Raw genomic sequence first — 23,258 nt, 5'->3', positions numbered from 1 at the left:
TACTCGTATATACATCCAGATAGCTGAAATGCCCGATGATTTGTAGTAAAACTACACGCCGCCGGAACCTACCACTCGGCAATCCAAGAATTTATATCGTCTGCCCACAAGGCCAGTCGCAAACTCAGGCAACCGATTCTGGAAGCCTTTCCGCCCTGGAGCAAGCCATGCAAGACCTCGATCCCGTCGAAACCCAGGAATGGCTGGACGCCCTGGAATCGGTTCTCGACAAAGAAGGCGAAGACCGCGCTCACTATCTGATGACCCGTATGGGCGAACTCGCAACCCGCAGCGGTTCGCAGTTGCCTTACGCCATCACCACGCCATACCGCAACACCATTCCCGTTACCCACGAAGCACGCATGCCTGGCGACCTGTTCATGGAACGCCGCATTCGCTCGCTGGTACGCTGGAACGCGATGGCCATGGTAATGCGCACGAACCTGAAAGATTCGGACCTGGGCGGTCACATCTCCAGCTTCGCCTCCAGCGCCACCCTGTATGACATCGGCTTCAACTATTTCTTCCAGGCCCCGACCGATGAACACGGCGGCGACCTGATCTACTTCCAGGGCCACACCTCGCCAGGCGTTTACGCCCGTGCGTTCATGGAAGGCCGCATCACCGAAGACCAGATGAACAACTTCCGCCAGGAAGTCGATGGTCAAGGCCTGTCTTCCTATCCGCACCCTTGGCTGATGCCTGATTTCTGGCAGTTCCCGACCGTATCCATGGGTCTGGGCCCGATCCAGGCGATCTACCAGGCACGTTTCATGAAGTACCTGGAAGCACGTGGTTTCATCCCTGAAGGCAAGCAGAAAGTCTGGTGCTTCCTGGGCGACGGCGAGTGCGACGAGCCAGAATCCCTGGGCGCGATCTCGCTGGCTGGCCGCGAGAAGCTCGACAACCTGATCTTTGTCATCAACTGCAACCTGCAGCGCCTCGACGGCCCGGTTCGCGGCAACGGCAAGATCATCCAGGAACTCGAAGGCGTGTTCCGCGGTGCTCAGTGGAACGTGACCAAGGTCATCTGGGGCCGTTTCTGGGACCCACTGCTGGCCAAAGACGTCGACGGTATCCTGCAACGTCGCATGGACGAAGTCATCGACGGCGAGTACCAGAACTACAAAGCCAAAGACGGCGCGTTCGTGCGTGAACACTTCTTCAACTCGCCAGAACTCAAGGCGATGGTTGCTGATCTGTCCGACGACGAGATCTGGAAACTCAACCGTGGCGGCCACGACCCGTACAAGGTCTACGCGGCGTACCACGAAGCGGTCAACCACAAAGAACAACCGACCGTCATCCTCGCCAAGACCATCAAGGGTTATGGCACCGGTGCCGGCGAAGCGAAAAACACCGCGCACAACACCAAGAAGGTTGATGTTGAAAGCCTGAAGCTGTTCCGCGATCGTTTCGACATTCCGGTTCGCGACGAAGAGCTGGAAAACCTGCCGTTCTTCAAGCCAGAGCCAAACAGCGCCGAAGCCCGCTACCTGAGCGAGCGCCGCACTGCATTGGGCGGTTTCGTGCCTCAGCGCCGCGCGCAAAGCTTCAGCGTGCCGACGCCGTCACTCGATACCCTCAAGGCGATTCTTGATGGCTCGGGCGACCGTGAAATCTCCACCACCATGGCCTTCGTGCGGATCCTCGCGCAGCTGGTCAAGGACAAGGAAATCGGCCCGCGCATCGTCCCGATCATCCCGGACGAAGCCCGTACCTTCGGTATGGAAGGCATGTTCCGTCAGTTGGGCATCTACTCGTCCGTCGGCCAGCTCTACGAGCCAGTCGATAAAGACCAGGTGATGTTCTACAAGGAAGACAAGAAGGGCCAGATCCTCGAAGAAGGCATCAACGAAGCGGGCGCCATGAGCTCCTTCATTGCAGCCGGTACTTCGTACTCCAGCCACAACCAGCCAATGCTGCCGTTCTACATCTTCTATTCGATGTTCGGCTTCCAGCGCATCGGCGACCTGGCTTGGGCTGCAGGCGACAGCCGTACCCGTGGCTTCCTGATCGGCGGCACCGCCGGCCGGACCACGCTGAACGGCGAAGGCCTGCAACACGAAGACGGTCACAGCCACATCCTGGCTGCCACCATCCCGAACTGCCGCACCTTTGATCCAACCTACGGCTACGAGCTGGCGGTGATCATCCAGGACGGCATGAAGAAGATGACCGAAGAGCAGCAGGACGTTTTCTACTACATCACCGTGATGAATGAGTCCTATCAGCAGCCAGCCATGCCGGCCGGTGTCGAGGAAGGCATCATCAAGGGCATGTACCTGCTCGAAGAAGACACCCGCGAAGCGGCGCACCACGTTCAGCTGATGGGCTCCGGCACCATCCTGCGTGAAGTCCGTGAAGCGGCGAAAATTCTGCGTGAAGAGTTCAACGTTGCCGCCGACGTCTGGAGCGTTACCAGCTTCAACGAACTGCGTCGCGATGGCCTGGCCGTCGAGCGCACCAACCGTCTGCATCCGGGCCAGAAGCCTAAACTGAGCTATGTCGAAGAGTGCCTGAACGGCCGTAAAGGTCCGGTCATCGCGTCTACCGACTACATGAAGCTGTTCGCTGAGCAAATTCGTCAGTGGGTCCCGTCCAAGGAATTCAAAGTCCTGGGCACCGACGGTTTCGGCCGCAGTGACAGCCGCAAGAAGCTGCGTCACTTCTTCGAAGTCGACCGTCATTTCGTGGTGTTGGCAGCCCTGGAAGCCTTGGCTGACCGTGGTGACATCGAACCTAAAGTGGTGGCCGAGGCCATCGCCAAGTTCGGGATCAACCCGGAAAAACGCAACCCACTGGACTGCTGAGGAGACACTCTGTGAGCGAACTCATTCGCGTACCTGACATCGGCAGCGGTGAAGGTGAAGTAATTGAACTGTTTGTGAAGGTCGGCGACCGTATCGAAGCCGAACAGAGCATCCTGACGCTGGAATCGGACAAGGCGAGCATGGAAGTCCCTGCTCCCAAGGCCGGCATCGTCAAAAGTTTGAAAGTGAAGCTGGGCGATCGCCTGAAAGAAGGCGACGAACTGCTGGAGCTGGAAGTCGAAGGTGCCTCTGCTGCGGCCCCTGCGGCTGCCGCTGCGCCGGCTGAAAAAGCTGAAGAGAAACCGGCTGCTGCGCCTGCCGCCGCCGCTGCTCCAGCGCCAGCAGCCGCGCCTGCTGCCGCTTCGGTTCAGCAAGTGCACGTGCCGGATATCGGTTCGGCGGGCAAGGCCCAGATCATCGAGATCCAGGTCAAGGTCGGCGACACCGTCGAGGCTGATCAGTCGCTGATCACCCTGGAATCCGACAAGGCCAGCATGGAAATCCCATCGCCTGCCGCTGGCGTGGTCAAGGCCATCAGCGTCAAGCTCAACGACGAAGTCGGTACGGGTGACCTGATTCTGGATCTGGAAGTGGCGGGTGCTGCGGCCCCTGCTGCTGCCGCGCCAGCCCAGGCTGCTGCGCCTGCTGCCGCTGCTCCGGCGCCAGCCGCTGCGGCCCCGGCCGCACCGGTTGCCGATAGCGTCCAGGACATTCATGTCCCGGACATCGGTTCGTCGGGCAAGGCCAAGATCATCGAAGTACTGGTCAAGGCCGGCGACACCGTCACCGCCGACCAGTCGCTGATCACACTGGAATCCGACAAGGCGAGCATGGAAATTCCATCGCCCGCCGCTGGCGTGGTGGAAAGCGTTTCCATCAAGCTGGATGACGAAGTCGGTACTGGCGACCTGATTCTGAAGCTGAAAGTCAAAGGCGCTGCGCCGGCCGCTGCTCCGGCTCCAGCCGCTGCTGCACCGAGCGCTCCTGCTCCTGCTCCGGCCGCCGCAGCACCTGCTGCTCCGGCACCTGCCGCACCGGCCAAGCCGGGCGCCAAGGTTCACGCTGGCCCGGCTGTACGCCAACTGGCCCGTGAATTCGGCGTCGAGCTGAGCGCCGTCGGCGCCAGTGGCCCGCACGGTCGCATCCTCAAAGAAGACGTGCAGGTTTACGTCAAAGCGATGATGCAGAAGGCCAAGGAAGCACCGGCCGCTGCTGCCGGCGCAACCGGCGGCGCGGGTATCCCGCCGATTCCGGTCGTGGACTTCAGCCGCTTCGGTGAAACCGAAGAAGTGCCGATGACTCGCCTGATGCAAATCGGCGCGTCGAGCCTGCACCGCAGCTGGCTGAACATCCCGCACGTGACTCAGTTCGATTCGGCTGATATCACCGACCTGGAAGCGTTCCGCATCGCTCAGAAAGCCGTCGCAGAGAAGGCCGGCGTCAAGCTGACCATCCTGCCGCTGCTGCTCAAGTCGTGCGCGCACCTGCTCAAGGAACTGCCGGACTTCAACAGTTCGCTGGCGCCAAGCGGCAAGGCGATCATCCGCAAGAAGTACGTGAACATCGGCTTCGCCGTCGACACCCCTGAAGGCCTGCTGGTACCGGTCATCAAGAACGTCGACCAGAAGAGCCTGTTGCAACTGGCAGCCGAAGCCGCTGCGCTGGCCGCCAAAGCCCGCGACAAAAAGCTCACCGCTGACGACATGCAAGGCGCCTGCTTCACCATTTCCAGCCTCGGCCACATTGGCGGCACCGGCTTCACGCCGATCGTCAACGCGCCGGAAGTGGCGATCCTCGGTGTTTCCAAGGCAACCATCCAGCCAGTCTGGGACGGCAAAGCCTTCCAGCCGAAACTGATGCTGCCACTGTCGCTGTCCTACGATCACCGCGTGATCAACGGCGCTGCTGCTGCACGCTTCACCCAGCGTCTGAGCAGCCTGCTGGCGGACATCCGTACCATCCTGCTGTAACACCGGCCGGCCCTCCTTCATCGGAGGGCCCGTCGCGTTCCATGTTTTCCGAGCGCCACGCTCGTACCTCAACCCCGCCAATTTGGCGGGGCTTTTTTTGCCTTGAACAAAGTAATTTCCTACAGCCGTGGCTTACACCGCCCACAACTCATGGCGGCTTTCGCTCGATATTTTTTGCCGTTTAATAACTAGGCTTAGTTCGACAGCATTTTCTTTTAAATACTGAAAATCTCATTTGCTTAGTTAACGTTATTTCGAACGGATTCGAACATGTTTAAACCAACTGTCGGCCCTATTATTGGCCACACTACAACTAATCACGTACGTATTTTTTTGCGGGGAGAACGTCAAGACAACTCGCTGGTATTTGCCGGCATTCGTTATCGGCGCGCGGGGGAAGAGCGTTGGTCGCAAGGTGTCTTGGCCAAACTGTCGATCTTGCGCGATATGTCCGATGTGATTGCACTCAACAACCTCGCCACCGATACCGACTATGAATACCAGGCCGGATGGTTCAGCCCCATGAGCCCGGTGCACACCGTGGAGACCGTTCAGGAACTGCCGCTGCAATGGCCACGGGAGATTTATCGATTTCGCACCCTGTCCAGCAAGGCCAACACACCGAGGGCGTACATCGTCGGCTCATGCCGCTACCTGCGCATGACCGCAGGCATCCCTTCGGCACCTCATCTGGGCGACCGTATTTTTGCCTCGATCACCGAACTTGTGCAGCAGGCCGAGCCGCCCATCAGCGCGATGTTAATGACGGGTGATCAAATTTACGTCGATGATCTGAACGTTATTGCTCCCGACCGGGAATACAAGGAAATACTCAGTAAATATCGCGCGGCGTTTTCCCAACCGAACATCGCCCGATTAATGTCCAACACCTCGACTTACATGATCCTCGACGATCATGAAATAGAAGACAACTGGCCCACCAACGAAAGCAAGGCCGATGCCTATTTATATAAGAACGCCATGGCAGCCTATGAGATATACCAAGCCAGCCACAGTCCGGCGCATGACTTATTACCCAACGGTCAAGTAAGCCGAAAGTTGGAACAGTATTGGTATCAGTTCGCCGAAGGCGATATTGAATGGTTTGTCACCGACAGCCGAACCCGTCGTAACTTGTCGCCCAATGATCGACGCATCCTCGACGATGAGCAGGAACAGGCACTGTGCAAATGGCTGATCCACAGCCCGGCCCGGGTCAAGTTCGTGGTCACCAGCGTGATGTTCTACCCCGACCGCAAACTCAACGGCGATGACGCCTGGAAAGCCTTCCCGGAACAACGCCTGCGGTTGCTGGAGACGATTCGCACGCATCGCATCAAGAACGTCATCTTCGTTTCCGGCGATGTCCACGGCTCACTGACCAGCCGCCTGACCCACAGCGAGGATCCGGACTTCGACGTGCACACCATCGTCTCGTCCCCACTGTGCAACAGTAAATTGCTGCCCTATGCCTCCGAGTCCACCTTCATTCTGAACCAGGCGCTGGCACGTACCGCAGCGGGAGATTATCGACATGAACTGACCAGCAAGGTGGTCAGCGAAGACAACTTTGCTCATCTGGTGGTGGATCGGGAGCAGATTCAGGTCAGTTACCACGACCGGAACGGCCGGCGCCTGCAATCGATCAACATCCCGCTGCACTAAGGAAAATGAAGGCCAAATACATTAGTTTTCGGCCCTGGCTGGAGAAATCCTCGCCCCTGCCGACATATTCTTATAGCACTTGGCCTTCATGTCTCTTGTCAGTCAGTGTCGCAATGATGCAACCTTGCCGCAGGCAACAGTAAAGAGGGCGAGAGCCCGGCGCGATCAGCACATTCGAAGCGAGTTTCCCTCAATGAAAAGCCAACCTGATGCCGCCAGCCGTATGGTGGCCGAGGTAGTGACGCAATTGCCTGTGCCCTCGCGGCTCGGCATGCTGCGTTTCGAACGGCTGAATGAAGCTAGCTGGGCACTCCTGTTTCTCGATCCCAATTGCGAACGACAATTTGGTCTGCCGGCCGTGGAGCTTTGTGCCTTGGTCGACTCGCCTTATGCCAGCCTGATGGAGCCTGAAGCGCGCTATCAACTGCACGACGCGATTCAGCAGCAACTCAGAGAGAGCCCGCATTACCTGATCCGCTACAACCTGCACACCGCCAAAGGCTCCTTGAGCCTGCTCGAACTGGGCGAAGCCTACCGACAACACAATCGACACCTTCTGCGCGGTTACCTGATGGTCGTGGACGGCTTGTTCGAGGGTGAACCGCTGCTGCCGTCGCTGGACCTGGAAACCCAGAACTCGCGCCTGCAAATCGCCCTGGAGCTCAATCAGCGCGCCCAGTTGGAACAACTGCAGCATCTGGATCGGGTCCGCGCCCAGCAAGACTTGATCCTGCTGCTGACCCGCCAGCGCTACAGCACCAACAATTCCCTGCAAGAAGCCGCCGAACTGATTACCCGCAGCGCTTGCGACATCTATGAAATCGACTGCGCCAGCCTGTGGAACCTCGAAGGCTCGCTGCTGGTGCCGATCTCGGCCTATCACCGCACCTCCGGGGAATATCAGCTGCCGGAACCGATCGACGTCAGCGGCTTCCCGGATTACCTCGACGCCTTGCACGGCAGCCGCGCCATCGATGCGCACAACGCCATTCGCGATCCGCGTACCCGGGAAATGGCCGAACACCTGCGCCCGCGCGATGTGAACGCCATGCTCGACGCCAGTATCCGCGTCGACGGCCAAGTGGTCGGCGTGCTGTGCCTGGAACAGACTGGCGCGACCCGTGCCTGGCAGTCGGATGAAATCGCCTTTGCCGGCGAGCTGGCGGATCAGTTCGCCCAAGTCATCAACAACCACAACCGCCGCACCGCCACCAGCGCCCTGCACCTGTTCCAGCGTGCGGTGGAGCAAAGCGCCAACGCCTTTCTGCTGGTCAATTGCGATGGCGTGGTGGAGTACGTAAACCCAAGTTTCACGGCGATCACCCAGTACACCACCGAGGAAGTCCACGGCCAGCGGCTATCGGAACTGCCTGCGTTGGAGAACCTCAGCGAACTGCTGTTCGACGCGCCCTCGGCGCTGGCCAAGAGCAACAGCTGGCAGGGCGAGTTCAAAAGCCGCCGTAAAAACCTCGAACCCTACTGGGGCCAGTTGTCGATTTCCAAGGTCTACGGCGACAACCGCGAGCTGACGCATTACATCGGCATCTACGAAGACATCACCCAGACCAAGCTCGCCCAGCAGCGCATCGAGCGCCTGGCCTACACCGACAACCTGACCAACCTTGGCAACCGCCCGGCGTTCATCCGCAACCTCGACGAACGCTTCGCCCGGGACAGCGATACGCCGATCAGCCTGCTCCTGGTGGACATCGACAACTTCAAGCGCATCAACGACAGCCTCGGCCACCAGACCGGCGACAAACTGCTGATCAGCCTGGCCCGGCGCCTGCGCAACAGCCTGAGCCCGAGCGGCAGCCTGGCGCGATTCGCCAGTAACGAATTCGCCGTGCTGCTGGACAACACCGACCTCGCGATGGGGCAGCACGTCGCCAACCAATTGCTGGCGACCCTCGACAAGCCGATGTTCGTCGATAACCAGTTGATCAGCGTCACCGGCTCCGTGGGCCTGGCCTGCGCGCCGCTGCACGGTCGCGATCCACAGACATTAATGCGCAACGCCGGCCTGGCGCTGCACAAGGCCAAGGCCAATGGCAAACACCAGGTCCAGGTGTTCACCGAAGCACTGAACGCCGAGGCCAGCTACAAGCTGTTCGTGGAAAACAACCTGCGCCGCGCCCTGACCCAGAATGAGCTGGACGTGTTCTATCAGCCCAAACTGTGCCTGCGCAGTGGTCGCCTGCTGGGCATGGAAGCGCTGCTGCGCTGGAACCACCCGGAAAAGGGCATGATCCGCCCGGACCAGTTCATCAGCGTTGCCGAAGAAACCGGCCTGATCATCCCGATCGGCAAATGGATCGCCCGCCAGGCCTGCCGCATGAGCAAAGACCTGACCGCCGCCGGCCTGGGCAATCTTCAAGTGGCGATCAACTTGTCGCCCAAGCAGTTCTCCGACCCGGACCTGGTGGCGTCCATCGCCAACATCCTCAAGGAAGAAGCGCTGCCGGGGAACCTGCTGGAGCTGGAACTGACCGAAGGCCTGCTGCTGGAAGCCACCGAAGACACCCACTTGCAGCTCGATCAACTCAAGCGCCTGGGCCTGACCCTGGCCATGGACGATTTCGGCACCGGTTACTCGTCGCTCAGCTACCTGAAAAAATTCCCGATCGACATCATCAAGATCGACCGAAGCTTCATCCACGAAATCCCGGACAACCAGGACGACATGGAAATCACCTCCGCGGTGATCGCCATGGCCCATAACCTGAAACTCAAGGTCGTGGCGGAAGGGATCGAGACGGCCGAGCAGCTTGCGTTCTTGCGTCGCCACCGCTGCGATGTCGGCCAGGGCTACCTGTTCGACCGCCCCATCCCCGGCGCCGAGCTGATCGAAAAGCTCAAGCGCTACCCACGCGGGCCGCTCGTCTGACAGCACACCGCAAAATCCCTGTGGAACACCGTAATCCCCGGTGGGAGCGTGCCTGCTCGCGATAGCGGTGTGTCAGTCGCCATCAATGTTTAATGTCCCGCCGCTATCGCAAGCAGGCACGCTCGCATAGGGGTAGTGCGTAACCGGCCGGCATTGGGCAAACTGCGTGTCTGACAATTTAAATTCAACCTGACTGAGGGGACTGATGATGGTCTTGCGCTCGGAAATCCTGGTGAACAAAAACGTGCTCCCTACCAAAGAACAAGCTCTGCCCGGCCGTGAAACCCCGATGACCGTGCCGGAAAAACACTTCGTCCACGACGCCCCACTGCTGGGTCCGTTCGCGATGGACGTGGATTTCGCGATCTTCGGCCTGGGCTGCTTCTGGGGCGCGGAACGCAAGTTCTGGCAACGTGAAGGCGTGGTCAGCACGGCGGTGGGTTATGCCGGCGGTTTTACCCCGAACCCGACCTATGAAGAAGTTTGTTCGGGCCTGACCGGCCACAGCGAAGTGGTGCTGGTGGTCTACGAACCGGCCAAAGTCAGCTACGAAGAACTGCTGAAAATGTTCTGGGAATTGCATAACCCGACGCAAGGCATGCGTCAGGGCAACGACATCGGCACTCAGTACCGCTCGGTGATCTATGCGACCAACCCGACGCAACTGGCCGCCGCCAAACACAGCAAGGACGTGTTCCAGGCTGAGTTGACCAAGGCCGGGAAAGGCGAAATCACCACTGAAATCGATGAAGCGCCGACGTTCTACTTCGCCGAAGCGTATCACCAGCAGTACCTTGCGAAGAACCCTGAAGGGTATTGCGGGATTGGTGGTACGGGCGTTACCTGCCCGATCTAACTCTCGGGCTCTGAAAAGCTTCGCGGGCAAGCCTCGCTCCTACAGGATTTATGTCGATCACAAAATTGTGCTCAGATATCGATCCCTGTAGGAGCGAGGCTTGCCCGCGAAGGCGTCCGATCAGACGCCATCAATCCATCTGATCAGCCATCAACTCTCAGCAATCAACCAATCCATCTGCCACCCGCCCTGGGTCTGCCCAAGCTTCTTGGACAACCACGGCAGCAACTCACGCAATTCCTCTTCCAGGCCCCACGGCGGATTGGCAATCGCCAATCCAGAGCCATTCAAACTGTTCGGCGTATCCAGCGGATGCACCAGCAACTCCACACGCAACAACTTCGGCGCGCCCGTGCCCGCCAGATCCTGATAAAAACGTCGCAACATGCGCTGATCCTTCACCGGGTACCAGATCGCTGCCACCGTCTGCCGCATCCGGCCAATCGCCTCTTTCAGCGACGCCGCGCAACGCTGCATCTCATCGAGCTGCTCGAACGGCGGATCAATCAACATCACCGCCCGCTTCTCCTGCACCGGCAACATCGCCCGCGGCACATGCCAGCCTTCGCCCAGATGTACCTTCACCCGACGATCACCGGCCATGTTGTCCTTGAGCAGCAAACCATCTTCGGGGTGCTTCTCGTTGAGCATCACCCGATCCTGCGGCCGCGTCAGCCGCCGCGCCAACTCCGGCGACCCCGGGTAATAGCGCAACTGGCCATCCGGGTTCATGTCGTGCAGCACTTTCATGTAGTCGGCGGTCAGCGCTGGCAGATCCGGCTGATCCCACAGACGCGCAATACCTTCCAGGTACTCACCGGTACGGCTCGCCTGATCACCCTGCAGGTCATACAGACCAATGCCGGCGTGAGTGTCGAGATAGGCAAACGGCTGCTCCTTGCGCGACATCAGGGCGATGATGCGGGTCAGAGTCAGGTGTTTGAACACATCGGCGTGATTGCCGGCATGGAAGGCGTGACGATAATTCATGATTGCTCCTGCGAAGGCCGGGAAGTTTACCTTGTACCGAGGCGAACGTCAGGGGTTCGCGGCTGAGCGGGCACTTGCAGCCCCACAAACCCTGTGGTGAGGGCGCTTGCCCCCGTTGGGCTGCGAAGCAGATCCAAAACCTGCCATCCTGTGACTCCTGCCCCCCCAATCCTCGGTCGGTAACGGAAGATACTTACCAACGCCCTGGCGCTACACTGATCTCAACGTCCGACAGGAAGTCGAAAAACCAATGCGTATTCCAGCCATTTCTTTTTTATGCCTACTGTATTCAGGCTTCGTCGTTTCTAACGAACAACACACCGAAGAAGCGCGTCAATCGTTAAAGAACTATGGTCTAAGTCACTGCATCTTGAAGCCATTCAATGAAAAGTCAGCATTAGAGAAAGACATCGGCCTGACGGGCTGGCGCCTTCTCCTTCATGGGCAAAGGAATGCACACCATTCTTCAAAATGAAGACACGCTTCAGGTACTGCACGACCCCTACAAAGAAACAACTGACTACATATTAACGGCCTACAACCAGACATCTTCAAACAGCAAGCACTTGAACCAAAAAATGGTGTTTTATGGGTGTTTGGAAGTTTACAACTCAGTGGCATTTGACCGCTTCATCAAGACTCAAGACCGGTTTATCTCCAACTAACGTCTGCGGCGAGGGGAACCCCATCGCCACAGAAGCAACTGGACGCTATTCCGAAGGCCGGGCCCTCAACCTCCGCCCAATCACATCCAGCACATCACACCCATCCCGCAAAGGAATGGCACACAGCAACGCAAAATCACTAAGAATGAACGACTCACACTCAACCGAACCGCGCATCGACATGTTCTCAAGCACCTGCGTCACCGCGCGAATTCGATAGCTGGCGGCGTCATATAAAACATCGAGCGGCGCGTGGGTATCGACGAACAGCGTGGGCATGTCGGTGCAGTTGCTGGTGAGGGCCATGAAGCGGTTTTTGGGGTGGGGGATTGGTTTTTCGTAGGGTGGATCGGGGTGAAGATTTTTCATTTTCAAATTCCAAAGACAGTAAACAGGAACTGCCATCAGCCCTCCTACAGGCTGGGGTGGCAGTTATGCGCGGGGTAGGAGTATCGAGGCCTTTGGAAAACTCGACCACGCCGAAGCGTGCCCGCGCACAACCGCCGCAACTGATCTTACGGACGCACGTTCACGGCCGCAAACCAAGCTTCGACGCTAATACATTTCCAACGACTTTGAAGGGCTCCTACACCCCGCCACTGAATTTTCAGTGACTGCCAAAGACTATCGATGGAATGCATTTCAAACCAGTTCATGGAAGCCGATACGAGTTGAAGGAAACTTCCGAGGAGCTTGCCCAGAAATTTCGCTCAAAAAAGCAAACGTGGCGAAAGGCTTCACTGAAGCTTGGCTTGATTTCGCCGCCTGTTGAATCCACCACCTATAGCTGCCGCTCAGCAACGACAGAATTCGGCCCCGAGTGTGTAAAAACGCCTGCCACTCTCTCGCCACCGACTTCAGACGGAACAGAACGCCAAGCTATCAAGATCGATCTCGGCGTAGCTCCCCAAATCGCCCTTGTAGAGACAGATCTTGGAAACTCCTAACTCGGCCTGTAAGAACTCAACAAGTTTTGTTAGGTTACCGTTTTTAGACATCGTAGTCGGACTTACTACCGTTGCCTGTCCGGGATCGTCATCGTAAAGTCTGATCAGAAACACATCCTCTTCGTTCTGTATGTCGTAGTTATAACCGCGGTACGCATATCCAACATCGTGATCGACATCATCAAAGCGAGTAAATTTCACTATCTTCAAAGCAGCAGTCCGTCAAATATCACTCATCAACATACATGGTACGTATTTATTTGTTGAGCAAGGACTTGGAATAACGCGGAAAATCCAGTGCTAATTATTCTGAATTCTGGTCCTTAGCTTAAGTACCAGTCCTCACCAAGTTGAAAAGTCCTCCTGACTCGCTTTATACAGATCATCAACCCACGCTTCGGACAATTTGACGTACACGTCCTCAAAAAACGCCTTTGGATCTTTCATTTCATTCCACCCAAGAGGAAGCGAGGAATGAGACCTCGAATCATGTTCCAAAATTTCAGCAAACACACTCGAGTCACCATCAAGAGCCTCTCCCAACACAAAGAACAAAACAAACTTGTGCCGATAACTCAACGCAGCGAAGCGTTTTACAATAAACCGGGATATTAAAAACTCTCTATCTGAGGGACACTCAGGATTGTACGCCGACAACTCAACCCCAAGACTCTCCTCGCGATCATATATATCGAACCCACCGAGAAAGTGCTCTACACTTGGATTATATGGAATATTCAGATACGGATGCATCAGCATTAAACTTTCTCTATCGGATAAAGCGCTATAGGCTGCAATGTCTCAAAGTCGAATTTCATCTCAAAGGCATTCATCTGAGGAATGAAACGCGGATTTTCTGGGTTTAAAGGATTAGGCTCATATCCCTGACCTACATTTTCAGCCTCCATTCTTACTAACAAATTTCCTTTACTATCCTCCCCCGTAAAACGAGACATTTTTCTAGCCTCCCTTGTCATCGCTTCATTATAAGCATTCAACTGCGCTCTATGGCTTATAAACCTAGAGCTTGGAACGGCTCTCCACCTCTTGCTTTCACCACCAGGTTCGCACTGCATAGGTTGATGCTGAACAGCGGAGCTCGAATTTTCCGCTCCATTCGTATCCGCAATTGGCGCTTCGGCACCCTTTTTATATTTACTAAAAACACCCCTAAGAAGCTTACCCATCATAATAATTTCCTTTCTTCATGCACTTCATCTCCGTAACCGACATCAGCCGCACAAACCGGGCAAAAGGGACGGATTTACTTTGATTATTCTTCAATCACACTTTTCAACAGTGTATCCGCTCGCTACCACTATCAAAACAATGTTGCATTCGCGAGCACAAGTGAAACAGTAGCTTAGCCCAGCATCCGAAGAATCAATCAAAATTAACTCCTTCGATAACGGCGTCTCATCCATCACAAAAAATTCTGACACCTCCGCACCTATTGCTCCAACAGAATTGAAACCTAAAACATTCTCAAAAATAATTACCCAACGTTCCTCCTGCCAATCAAGAAACTCTATAAGAACGCGTTCGCGCTCACACATCATCTTTTCAATAGTGCCGTCTGAAACTGGAAACTCTATCATTTCGATATTCCTGGATATTCTTCACCGGCAACAAAGCCAGTTCCGTGACCGAGTTGATAACCGTCAGGTTTGACTTTGATAACGCAAAGAAGGGGCAGATTTATTTTTTCTACACATACCCTCGACATTCGTACCGAAAATTAAGCAAGGCACTTTCTAAAGCATGTCAAAAACATGCTCTAACCAAGTTTTTACTGAGCACCACGCATAGGGGGAGTAGTAGGCACATCCCATTTCTTCAATCAAAAACGTCTGTAACTCCTCTTCACTCTGGACAGTTCGCAATACCACCTGCAACTCATCCTTCACTTGAGAAATTCGTTCCTGAGATGATTCTGCAACGAACGCCCGGACGACATCATCTTCTGACGCATGATCACAGCACCAATCTTCATGGAAATAGTCTGCCAAAAACTGGAACAGTGCCGGAAATCCTGTACTCATTATTCTGCATACCCTGAAAAAATGGGACGTGTAAAAAGTGCAAAAGTTGACGAATTTATTTATTGCCCTTATCAACACTACCAACACATTCGAAGCTGACAGAAAAACAAACCCGTCCCTTTTGTTGCTTTGCTGGCCCCCTTTGTTGCTGTAACCAAGGCAAGCGCAGCAAAGTGGTAAAAATAAAAATCCGGCACCTTTTTGTTCGCTACCAAGTGGACTGATCTTCTAACGCTGCTCTTTGAAGATCATCTTTCCACTCTGCACATGCCAATCGATATATATCTTCAAAAAAACCACGGGGATTTTCGATCTCCGTTTCATCCCACGCAATGGTGCTACATTCCTCACAATCACTTTCAAATTGCGTCGAAAAATCAAAGCAATCATCAGCCAAGGCTATTTCAAGTACTTTCAACAAAGCAAATCGGTGCCTATAACTAAGATAATCCAGACTGCGAAGTACGAACCTTTCAATAATTTCACATCTATCCTGACTAGCATTAGGATTATATTTACGAATAACACCTCCTACCGTGTCCTCCCGATCATATATTTCAAGGCCTGCCAGCAGATACGAAAGACGAGGCTCCCAAGGCAAATTTACATTTTCAAATGGTGATTTCAATTATCTATACCTCGTTTCTATCTAGTAAATGCCGTAAAGGGACGTTTAATATTTTCCTTATCAAACCGTATTTCTGCTTCATTCATAACTTCTACGAACTTTGGATTATCCAGATCCTTATAATTAGGCTTATATCCTCTCCCCACGCCTGGAATTTTCACCCGAACAACCGGATTACCGTTTTTATCATACCCGGTAGGCTCAGGAATCTTTTTATTCATTTTTGCAATAGCATATCCGATCGCTTGGCACTGTAAAGTCCAACTAGTAAATTGCGTGCTTGAGTTAATTTTTTCCTTAACCCCTTTTTTTGTTGGGTGACTCCCATCAATAGTGCGCTGTTTCAAGGCTTTATCTGGGATGTCAGGTGAATGTTTCTCAACAGTATGCATCGCGTATTCTTTTTCCCACGCTAGCACTTGGCGTTTAGCCTGTTCTTTGGGCAATGGTTTCGGAAGAGTCGGATCACCGGCGTTGATGGCAGCTTTGCTGACGCCATCGGGTGATGAACAGCCTACATTTTTTTTATTCTTCGGCGATGGACAGTCCGTCGAACTCAACCCCAACGGATCAACCCACCCCGTCGGATTCGGCGTGTACTGATACTGGTTCAGCCCACCCGCCAACTTGACCGGGTCCGGCGTCAGGTACCGTCCAACCTCCGGATCATAGTACCGATGCCGGTTGTAGTGCAGACCGCTCTCGGCATCAAAATACTGCCCCTGAAACCGCAACGGCTGTTCAAGCTGCTCGCCCCCGCCGAACGTCTGGCGCGTGACTTTGCCGTAGACGTTGTACTTCGCTGACCAGACGATCTCGCCACCAAAATCGGTCAGTTCCTGCGGTGTGCCGAGGTGGTCGAGTTGGTAGTAGAACGGGCAGGCTTTGCGTGGGCCTTTGCCGTCGAGCATCGCCAGCGGGCGGAAGCTGCCGGGTTCGTAGACGTAGCTGCGGTAGTGTTCGCGGCTGCTTTCGGCGATGAGGTTGTCGCCTTGCCAGAAGAGCTCGGTGGTTTTGCCGTCGATGGTTTTGGCGATGCGGCGGCCGAAGGCGTCGTAGCGGTAGCTTGCGCTGCGGCCGTCCGGGGTGGTAACGCCGAGCAATCGGTGCTGGCAGTCGTAGCGGTATTCGGTGACGAGTTTTTGCGCGGTGCCGCGACGTTCACGAACCAGGTTGCCGAAGGCGTCGTAGTCGTAATGGCGGTCGCCCTGCATCAGCAGGCGATTGCCTTTAACGGTCGCCAAGCCAGGCCGATCCTGCATCAGCAGGTTACCGGCCGGGTCGTGGGCGAAGCTTTCCGGCGGGTGGTCGCGGGTGTGGCGGACGCGGGTCAGACGGTTGAGCGGGTCGTATTGGTAGTTGCGTTGGCCGTGACGGGTGTCGGCGATGCTGTCGAGATTGCCATTGGCGCTGTAGGCATAGTCGCGGCGATACAGCGTTTGGTGCTGCTGTCTGACAGCGTGGGCCTTCAAGCGGCCTTGATCGTCGTAGGCATATTCGCTGAGCAGTTGGCCTTGCTGACGTTGCTGCTCGCGACCAAACGCAAATTGGTGGCTGGAAAGCCTTGCGCCGTTGAGATCGATGGCGGTCAGTGCGCCGCCCTTGGCGTGGTGATAATCGAGTTTGCTGCCGTCCGGCAGGCGCAGGCGATTGAGTTGGCCGCAGGCATCGTAGCCATAACGCAGCGTGCCCCAACCCTGATGCTCGGTGATCAGCCGATCCTGTTGGTCGTACTCGAATTCCAGCGGATGCTCGTGCCCGTCATCGACGCCAATCAGTCGACCGAGGCTGTCGTAGCGGTATTCGACCTTGACGCCGTCGGGCAGCGTTTTGACCAGCAAGCGCCCTGCCGAGTCTCGTTCATAGGCGGTGGCGAGCTGCGAACCATCGTCGCCAAACTCGGTTTTCTCCAGCAGATGGCCGTTGAGGTCGTAGCCATACGCCGTGCGTCGGCCGTCGAAGTCGGTTTCCTGTCGGATCAATCCGCCGGGGGTGTAGGCCAACTGATATTTTTCGCCGGATTCGTTTTCGATTTCCGTGAGCAACAGCTGCGCGTTGTCGTAGCGATACTTCAGCTGGGTGCCGTCGGCATTGAGCCGGCGGCTGACCAGGTGAAGGTCGTCGAGGTATTCGTAGCGGGTGACGCGGCCGAGTTCGTCGCGTTCGGCGGTGATTTTTCCGTAGGCGTTGTAGCTGTAGACGCGACTTGCACCGGTAGGAAGAATCGTCTGGATCAGTCGGCCAACAGCGTCCCATAGCGACTTCGTGACCGCGCCGTTTTCGTCCTGACGGGTAATCTGCCGCCCGAGCGCATCGTAGGAAAACCGCCGTACGCCACCGTCCGGCAGCGTCTCTTCGACCAGTTGCCCCAGGCCATTCCAGACGAAGACATGCCGGCTGGTGTCCGGGTAGCGGATCGACAGCAACTGACCTTTTTCGTCGTAGTGATAGTGGGTGACATGGCCATCGGGATCGGTCGCTTCGGTGACATCCCCCTGCGCATTGCGCTGATACTTCCACACCGCTTTGCCGCGATAGCGTGCGTGCAGGAAACCGTTGCGATACTCGTAGGCCGTTGGCTCATCTTCTGGCGGAATCAGCGCCACCAAGCGTCCGACTTCGTCGTAGCGGTATTCGGTGACCGCGCCGAGCGGGTCCTGCTCGGCAATCAGCCGCCCCTGGTCGTCGTAGGCCTTGAGGTGTTCACCGCCATCCAGTTCGACCTTGCGCACCAGCCGCGCCCGGTCGTCGTGGACGTAAACCTCTTCGCTGCCGTCGATGTTGTGGACGGTGACGCTGCCCTGGTCATCCCAGGCATATTGCGCGTCCATCTGCGCAAACGACGCCCAGTGGCGGATGCATCGGGCGGCCTTGCCGGACCTTTCCCACTCCCAGAAGAAACTCGCCCCACCGGCCAATTGCCGCTGGAGAATGACGTGCTGATCGTCGTAGTCGTAGCGCTCGCTTTCGCCGGCGGCATTGGTGGCTTCGATGAGTCGACCGCGTTCGTCGTAGCGGTAACCGACCAGGGTCTGTTCGGTCTTCCAGGCTTCGTCCAGGGTTTGGGCCGGGGCGAAAACCTGATAATCGACGGCGACCAAGTGACTGCATTCATAACGCAACAACAAGGCGCGGCCCGCACCGTTGTCGAGGCGCCGAATGCGGCCCTGACGATCGCGGGTTATGCACAGGCGGTTGTCGTATCGGTCGCTGATCGCTGTGAGAAAACCATTACGAAAATGGTAGAAACGTGACTCGTCGCCGGCGACGGCGAGGATCAATTCTTCGGGTTCATTGCCAACGTAAATCGCGGCGCGCGACAGGCTGTTATGAATCGCCGGGCGTTCAGCGGACGGCAGCGGGAACGTGGTGCGACGGTTCTCGTGGTCGATCCAGACGACGGTGTCGCCGTCGACTTCCAGTCGATGGGAGAGCGAGTGGCTCCAGCCGAAGCCCAAGCCGCAATCAATCTCGGCGGCACTGGTGCGATAGAGCCGGACAAAGTCGAACGGCAGAATGCCGTCCAGCGAACCGTCGATGAGGGTCAGCAGTTCTTCGCCGGTAACCATCGACACCGGGCATTTGTTGGTGGCGGTTTTATCGACGGAATCGGCACTGTCGCCGTTGGGGTTTTTCGCCTGATCCGGGACGTTGTCGTGGTGTTCGTCTTGTTTGAGTGTGGTGTTGCGTTTGGCGTCCCAGCGCAGTTGCATGCGGCCTTTTTTCAGGCCTGCCACTACACCGCGTGCGGCCACTTTTTTGTAGCGGTCAACGTAGGTAATGAAGCTGTTAATGATGTTGAAGATGGCTTTGACGAAGCCCACAACAGCGTCGACGATTCGGGCGCCGTAGTTGGCAAGGCGCATCCCCAAATAGGCAACGCCTGCGCCTGCGCCCGCAAAAGTCAGAACAAGCCCGATAAGAATATCGATGAGCAGTTGCACCACCACGGTTGAAAGCGCTTCGGCAGTTTTGCCGGCGATTTCACTGGGGGGCAGCATCTCCAGCCAGAGGCTTGCCGTGCGCAGCAACAGACAAAGGGCCGCTTCATCGCTGAACAGCAGCTGGACCTTTTCCATTGTTGCCGGGAGTTTCTCTGCCAGTTCGGCAAGCTTGTCGGCCCCATCGCCCAAGCGGCCAACGAACTTTCGGGGATCCTGGAGAATGTCCGAGAGCAGGCTGATGCTGTCCCAGACACCGGTAATCGCCTCCCAACTTCCCGCGAGTATTCCATTACCGGCGGCCGCAAATGTCGACTGCGACCATTGCGGCTTGAACCCTTCCCACTCGTTGCGCAGCCAACTGTCCAGTTCTTGGGTCAGGCCATCGTAAGAGGAGAACAGGTCTTCAATTTGATCCGATGAAACGTCACTCTGGACATGAACGCGATAGAACTTGCCAGGCGTGCCTTCGAACTGTCCCTTGCCGTTTTCGTCGAGCGGGACCGCGGTGCTTTCCCCCCCGTCCATGGCGATCACATCGACCTGAATATTCCCCAACGGGATGTCATAAACCGATTCAAACTTGCTCTCGATCTCCAGAATTCCGTTCGCAGGACACTGTGCCAAGCCCGAGAGAAAATCATCGTCGCGACTGCTCACCGCTGTCGTCGAATCGCCAAGCTTTATCAGCCGCTCCATGCCCATCAGCGAAGGCATGTCCATCGACCGGCTGATCTTGTCCGCATTCCGACTCAAGAAACTGCCGAGCTGCTCGCGATACAAAACCAACGTGTCTTTAAAACCGTCGAGCTCCTGCTCGATCCGCACAATCTGGTCCATCAGTTCCGCTCCGCCATCAGGTAATCCGCCAAGGCTTGTTTCGGTGCTTGAGGCAGGTCCGGCGTCTTCAGAAAGGTCGCAACCTTGTGCCGCAATACACGCGCCGAAAACGCCTCAAAAAGATCAGGACGGTCTTCGCTCAACCACTTCATCAAGTTGTTGATCCGGGTTGTCGCGGACTCGGCGGCGAGGTCGTCGAGCAGCGATTCGGACACTTCCCACCACGGAAAAACCCTGGAGACTTTCAATGCGCTGCCGCCGATATCGAGCGGCTGCCCATTGATCAAACAGCGGTCAAGCACAGGCATTAACTGCGTTGGGTTAACGTCGGCAGACTGAAGAATCGGCAGCAAATAACGCCCATCCCAGAACCGAAAAAACACCGCACTGCCGTTGGGCAAAAGCACTTGTGTAAGGCTGCGCAGATGTTCGACCAGCGCTTCCTGAGACGCAGAAGAAACCGCCAGCCAACCCCAATCACGGGACTCGGTCGTGGCGACCCACTGCAGAAACTCACTGCTTGCGGGAACGATTCCTACATAGGGCATCACCGGTTCCCACTCGGCATAGGTGGTGTCGGCCCAGATCGGGCTCGGTGCTTGGGCCGGGGTCGAGAGCTGCCAGGCTTTCATCGGCTGCGACGCACTGGCGTTGCCGAAAATCGCGAACAACTGCTGTCCGGGTTTGAGCGGTTGGCGTTCCAGCCAGTCGTGGGGTGACATGCGATCAGGCGGCACAGACACCGTCCTTGCAGCGCTCGCATTCTTCACAGAACGGCGCGTCGCTTTGCAGGCTCATGATCTGTGCGGCGCTCAGTAGGGCGGCTGGGGCGGCGACGAGTTTCAACGGCGTATTGGGCGACACGGGCGTAGCGGCCATAGACGGCATCAACGCGCCCCCGACCTGAATCGGAACGCTGCTGAAAATCCCGCCAGGACCGATGTTGATCCACTGCCCGCCCGCCTGAATCGTCGCGCTGGCACCGCCGTCGATCACCACTTGCTGACCGGCGCTGACGTGAAATTGCTGACTGGCGTTGAGCGCCTGACTGGACACGCGGATGTGCCGGTCGCCCATCACCAGCAAGTGATCGTCGAGCTTCACTTCGGCCTGGCGCTGGCCGTGGGTGATGCGTTGCTCGTCAGCCTTCAGCTCATGGCGAGCGGTCCCCGTGACGACGATGCTGCGCTGGTTATCGACCTGCACCTGCTGATCATTCAACACGTGCTGGGTCCAGTTTCGCTGGGCGCGCAGGTAGATTTCCTCGGCGCCTTTGCGATCCTCGATGCGCAATTCGTTGTAACCGCCGCCGCCCGGACTACTTTGGCTGCGGAAAATGCTGCGGGTCTTCTCGGCGGGCAAATCCAGCGGCACCGGTGTTGCGGCGTTGGGCAGGCACCCCATCACCAGCGGTTTGTCGGCATCGGCGTCGATGAAACCCACCAGCACTTCCATGCCCACTCGTGGGATCAGCACGCTGCCGTAATGGTCGTGGGCCCAGCCCGTGGCGACCCGCAACCAGCAACTGGAATGCTCATTGAGCTGACCGTCGCGGTCCCAAGCGAGCTGGACCTTTACCCGGCCGAACTCATCGCAATGGATTTCGCTGTCGACAGGACCGGTGACCACGGCAGGTTGGTAGCCGAGCATGCGCGGCTTTTCCGGTCCCAGTGGTGGACGAAATGAAACATCCCACGGCGTCGCCAGAAAGGTATTGCGATAACCCTGGAAATCATCCGGGTCATCACTGGTGGCCGACTCCTCCAGCACTTGCGGCTGTCGGCCGCGGTGTTCGATTTCAGTGATCAGCCACAGGTCGTTCCACACCTGACGCGGGTGCTCGGCGAGGTGCAGGAAATGTCCGCTGACCAAGGCAGAATCGTCGCCACGACCTTCGGCCTGACGAAAGTCTGCGTTGTGCCGTTCCAGCGCTCGCTGTGTCAGCTGTTTGCCATGCTCGCGGTCAGTGAATTGGCCGGGAAAGTGGTAATCCTCCAGCACCGGACGCTGTTCGCTGTCGACCCGGTTTTCCAGGGAGAGACGCGGTTTCTGGAAGTCGTAATCGCGCCGGGTGACCGCCGTGGTGCGGGTCTCCAGACGCACGTTGAAACGCTTGATGGCCGGCGCGTCTGCCGCCATGCCACTGCCCGGCAAGTACAGCGTCGGCTCAGGCAGGCGCGGGAATACCGTCTGATCATCGCCAAACACCAGCAGATGTTCGTCGGGGCTGTGCTGGAAGTGGTAATGAATGCCGATCTCGGCACACAGGCGCTGGATAAACGCGAGGTCGCTTTCGGCGTATTGCACGCAGTATTCGCGCGGTGAGTAGTCGCTGCCGAGCCGAAACTCGAAGGCATCGCGCTGGATGCCATGGTCCTTGAGGACCTGCGCGATGATCGCTGGCACGCTTTGGTGCTGGAAAATCCGCTGGTTGATGCGCTGACCGAGGTAAGCCAATCGCGGTACGAGACTGATTTGATAGCCCGTCAGACGTTTCCCGGAATCGCTTTGACCTACGCGAAAGATCTGACCATGTACGCCAGAACCTTGTGCATCGAAACTCAGAAACGCCTGACGATGCAGCAGGTTTTCGAGCTCGATGTCTGGCCGGTCGCTGACCAGTTCCAGATCGAAGCGGTAGGGTTGGCTGATGGCTTCCGTGCCTGTGAACTCAAGCACCTTGAGCTCAATCTGGACGCCGTCGATCGTCAACGTGAAACGCGGTTGATTGGCAGGAGCGAACATCCGATGTGTCTCTGCAGAATGAGGGCGGGCGATTCTGCATGAGCGACAAGGGGTGTTGAGGGAGGGACAGGAAAATCAGATTTGCCCTACTTTTTTAGGGATTTGTCCTTCAAGAATTGGGATGTTTGGCTACAGACATTCTCTGCAAAGTAGTGTGTTGCATCTGATGACCTCTTCGCGGGCAAGCCTCGCTCCTACAGTTTTGTGGCGAATCGCCAACCCTGCAGGAGCGAGGCTTGCCCGCGAAAGGGCCATAAAAAACACCCAAT

The 23,258-nt window shown here is 56.7% G+C and carries 16 protein-coding genes; 5 read left to right on the top strand and 11 right to left on the bottom strand.

What is annotated here, in order from left to right:
• Positions 1–167 precede the first annotated feature (167 nt).
• From aceE to msrA, 5 genes are all read left to right on the top strand, one after another.
• Entirely contained in the window at positions 168–2,813 is a 2,646-nt protein-coding gene (aceE, locus tag JIO00_RS02310) for a pyruvate dehydrogenase (acetyl-transferring), homodimeric type (RefSeq protein WP_010464306.1), read from the top strand.
• Between the two features lie 11 nt (positions 2,814–2,824).
• The gene (gene aceF, locus JIO00_RS02305; RefSeq protein WP_200667542.1) at positions 2,825–4,783 is read left to right on the top strand and encodes a dihydrolipoyllysine-residue acetyltransferase; all 1,959 of its coding nucleotides are present in this window, start codon (positions 2,825–2,827) and stop codon (positions 4,781–4,783) included.
• A gap of 270 nt (positions 4,784–5,053) precedes the next feature.
• A complete protein-coding gene (locus JIO00_RS02300; protein ID WP_200667541.1) occupies positions 5,054–6,448 on the top strand; it encodes an alkaline phosphatase D family protein in 1,395 nt (464 codons plus the stop codon).
• A gap of 193 nt (positions 6,449–6,641) precedes the next feature.
• A complete protein-coding gene (locus tag JIO00_RS02295; RefSeq protein ID WP_083375203.1) occupies positions 6,642–9,335 on the top strand; it encodes a sensor domain-containing phosphodiesterase in 2,694 nt (897 codons plus the stop codon).
• 208 nt (positions 9,336–9,543) lie between these two features.
• On the top strand, positions 9,544–10,191 hold the full coding sequence (gene msrA / locus JIO00_RS02290) for a peptide-methionine (S)-S-oxide reductase MsrA (protein WP_077747678.1): 648 nt from the start codon (positions 9,544–9,546) through the stop codon (positions 10,189–10,191).
• Between the two features lie 150 nt (positions 10,192–10,341).
• Here the strand turns inward: msrA and JIO00_RS02285 are convergent, their stop codons facing one another.
• The 11 genes from JIO00_RS02285 to JIO00_RS02235 form a co-directional block, all read right to left on the bottom strand.
• Positions 10,342–11,181, bottom strand: coding sequence for a 23S rRNA (adenine(2030)-N(6))-methyltransferase RlmJ (locus JIO00_RS02285; protein WP_010464314.1), 840 nt, complete (start codon positions 11,179–11,181; stop codon positions 10,342–10,344).
• A 710-nt stretch (positions 11,182–11,891) separates the two neighbouring features.
• On the bottom strand, positions 11,892–12,215 hold the full coding sequence (locus JIO00_RS02280; protein WP_154912020.1) for a hypothetical protein: 324 nt from the start codon (positions 12,213–12,215) through the stop codon (positions 11,892–11,894).
• Between the two features lie 488 nt (positions 12,216–12,703).
• Positions 12,704–12,994: a hypothetical protein gene (locus JIO00_RS02275; protein WP_234452962.1), complete on the bottom strand. Its 291-nt coding sequence runs from the start codon at positions 12,992–12,994 to the stop codon at positions 12,704–12,706.
• Between the two features lie 141 nt (positions 12,995–13,135).
• On the bottom strand, positions 13,136–13,552 hold the full coding sequence (locus tag JIO00_RS02270) for a hypothetical protein (RefSeq protein ID WP_200667539.1): 417 nt from the start codon (positions 13,550–13,552) through the stop codon (positions 13,136–13,138).
• Positions 13,552–13,983, bottom strand: a complete 432-nt coding sequence (locus tag JIO00_RS29705; protein ID WP_234452923.1) for a hypothetical protein — start codon at positions 13,981–13,983, stop codon at positions 13,552–13,554. Before JIO00_RS29705 ends, JIO00_RS02270 begins: the two co-directional genes overlap by 1 nt.
• A gap of 90 nt (positions 13,984–14,073) precedes the next feature.
• On the bottom strand, positions 14,074–14,391 hold the full coding sequence (locus JIO00_RS02260; protein WP_200667538.1) for a hypothetical protein: 318 nt from the start codon (positions 14,389–14,391) through the stop codon (positions 14,074–14,076).
• Positions 14,392–14,547: 156 nt separating this feature from the next.
• Positions 14,548–14,835, bottom strand: coding sequence for a contact-dependent growth inhibition system immunity protein (locus JIO00_RS02255; RefSeq protein WP_200667537.1), 288 nt, complete (start codon positions 14,833–14,835; stop codon positions 14,548–14,550).
• A gap of 208 nt (positions 14,836–15,043) precedes the next feature.
• Entirely contained in the window at positions 15,044–15,463 is a 420-nt protein-coding gene (locus JIO00_RS02250) for a hypothetical protein (protein ID WP_200667535.1), read from the bottom strand.
• Positions 15,464–15,480: 17 nt separating this feature from the next.
• Positions 15,481–20,244 carry an RHS repeat-associated core domain-containing protein gene (locus JIO00_RS02245; protein ID WP_200667534.1) on the bottom strand — a complete coding sequence of 1,588 codons (4,764 nt, stop codon included), beginning with the start codon at positions 20,242–20,244 and terminating at the stop codon, positions 15,481–15,483.
• Complete coding sequence (locus tag JIO00_RS02240; RefSeq protein WP_200667532.1) at positions 20,244–20,981, bottom strand: DUF4123 domain-containing protein; 738 nt, start codon at positions 20,979–20,981, stop codon at positions 20,244–20,246. The genes JIO00_RS02245 and JIO00_RS02240 overlap by 1 nt, the downstream gene beginning before the upstream one ends.
• Positions 20,971–22,989, bottom strand: a complete 2,019-nt coding sequence (locus tag JIO00_RS02235) for a type VI secretion system Vgr family protein (protein ID WP_200667531.1) — start codon at positions 22,987–22,989, stop codon at positions 20,971–20,973. Before JIO00_RS02235 ends, JIO00_RS02240 begins: the two co-directional genes overlap by 11 nt.
• Positions 22,990–23,258 lie beyond the last annotated feature (269 nt).

Origin of the sequence: Pseudomonas sp. SW-3 (assembly GCF_016615645.1) — a bacterium.
GTDB classification, from domain to species: Bacteria; Pseudomonadota; Gammaproteobacteria; order Pseudomonadales; family Pseudomonadaceae; genus Aquipseudomonas; species Aquipseudomonas mandelii.
Note: the sequence above shows the minus strand (reverse complement) of the source record. Positions and strands in the feature narration are given on the sequence as shown.

Excerpts from the sequence above, each read along its gene's own strand:
- aceE (WP_010464306.1), top strand. The coding sequence starts at position 168 with ATGCAAGACCTCGATCCCGTCGAAACCCAGGAATGGCTGGACGCCCTG.
- JIO00_RS02300 (WP_200667541.1), top strand. The coding sequence starts at position 5,054 with ATGTTTAAACCAACTGTCGGCCCTATTATTGGCCACACTACAACTAAT.
- JIO00_RS02295 (WP_083375203.1), top strand. The coding sequence starts at position 6,642 with ATGAAAAGCCAACCTGATGCCGCCAGCCGTATGGTGGCCGAGGTAGTG.
- msrA (WP_077747678.1), top strand. The coding sequence starts at position 9,544 with ATGGTCTTGCGCTCGGAAATCCTGGTGAACAAAAACGTGCTCCCTACC.
- JIO00_RS02285 (WP_010464314.1), bottom strand. The coding sequence starts at position 11,181 with ATGAATTATCGTCACGCCTTCCATGCCGGCAATCACGCCGATGTGTTC.
- JIO00_RS02280 (WP_154912020.1), bottom strand. The coding sequence starts at position 12,215 with ATGAAAAATCTTCACCCCGATCCACCCTACGAAAAACCAATCCCCCAC.
- JIO00_RS02270 (WP_200667539.1), bottom strand. The coding sequence starts at position 13,552 with ATGCTGATGCATCCGTATCTGAATATTCCATATAATCCAAGTGTAGAG.
- JIO00_RS29705 (WP_234452923.1), bottom strand. The coding sequence starts at position 13,983 with ATGATGGGTAAGCTTCTTAGGGGTGTTTTTAGTAAATATAAAAAGGGT.
- JIO00_RS02260 (WP_200667538.1), bottom strand. The coding sequence starts at position 14,391 with ATGATAGAGTTTCCAGTTTCAGACGGCACTATTGAAAAGATGATGTGT.
- JIO00_RS02255 (WP_200667537.1), bottom strand. The coding sequence starts at position 14,835 with ATGAGTACAGGATTTCCGGCACTGTTCCAGTTTTTGGCAGACTATTTC.
- JIO00_RS02245 (WP_200667534.1), bottom strand. The coding sequence starts at position 20,244 with ATGGACCAGATTGTGCGGATCGAGCAGGAGCTCGACGGTTTTAAAGAC.
- JIO00_RS02235 (WP_200667531.1), bottom strand. The coding sequence starts at position 22,989 with ATGTTCGCTCCTGCCAATCAACCGCGTTTCACGTTGACGATCGACGGC.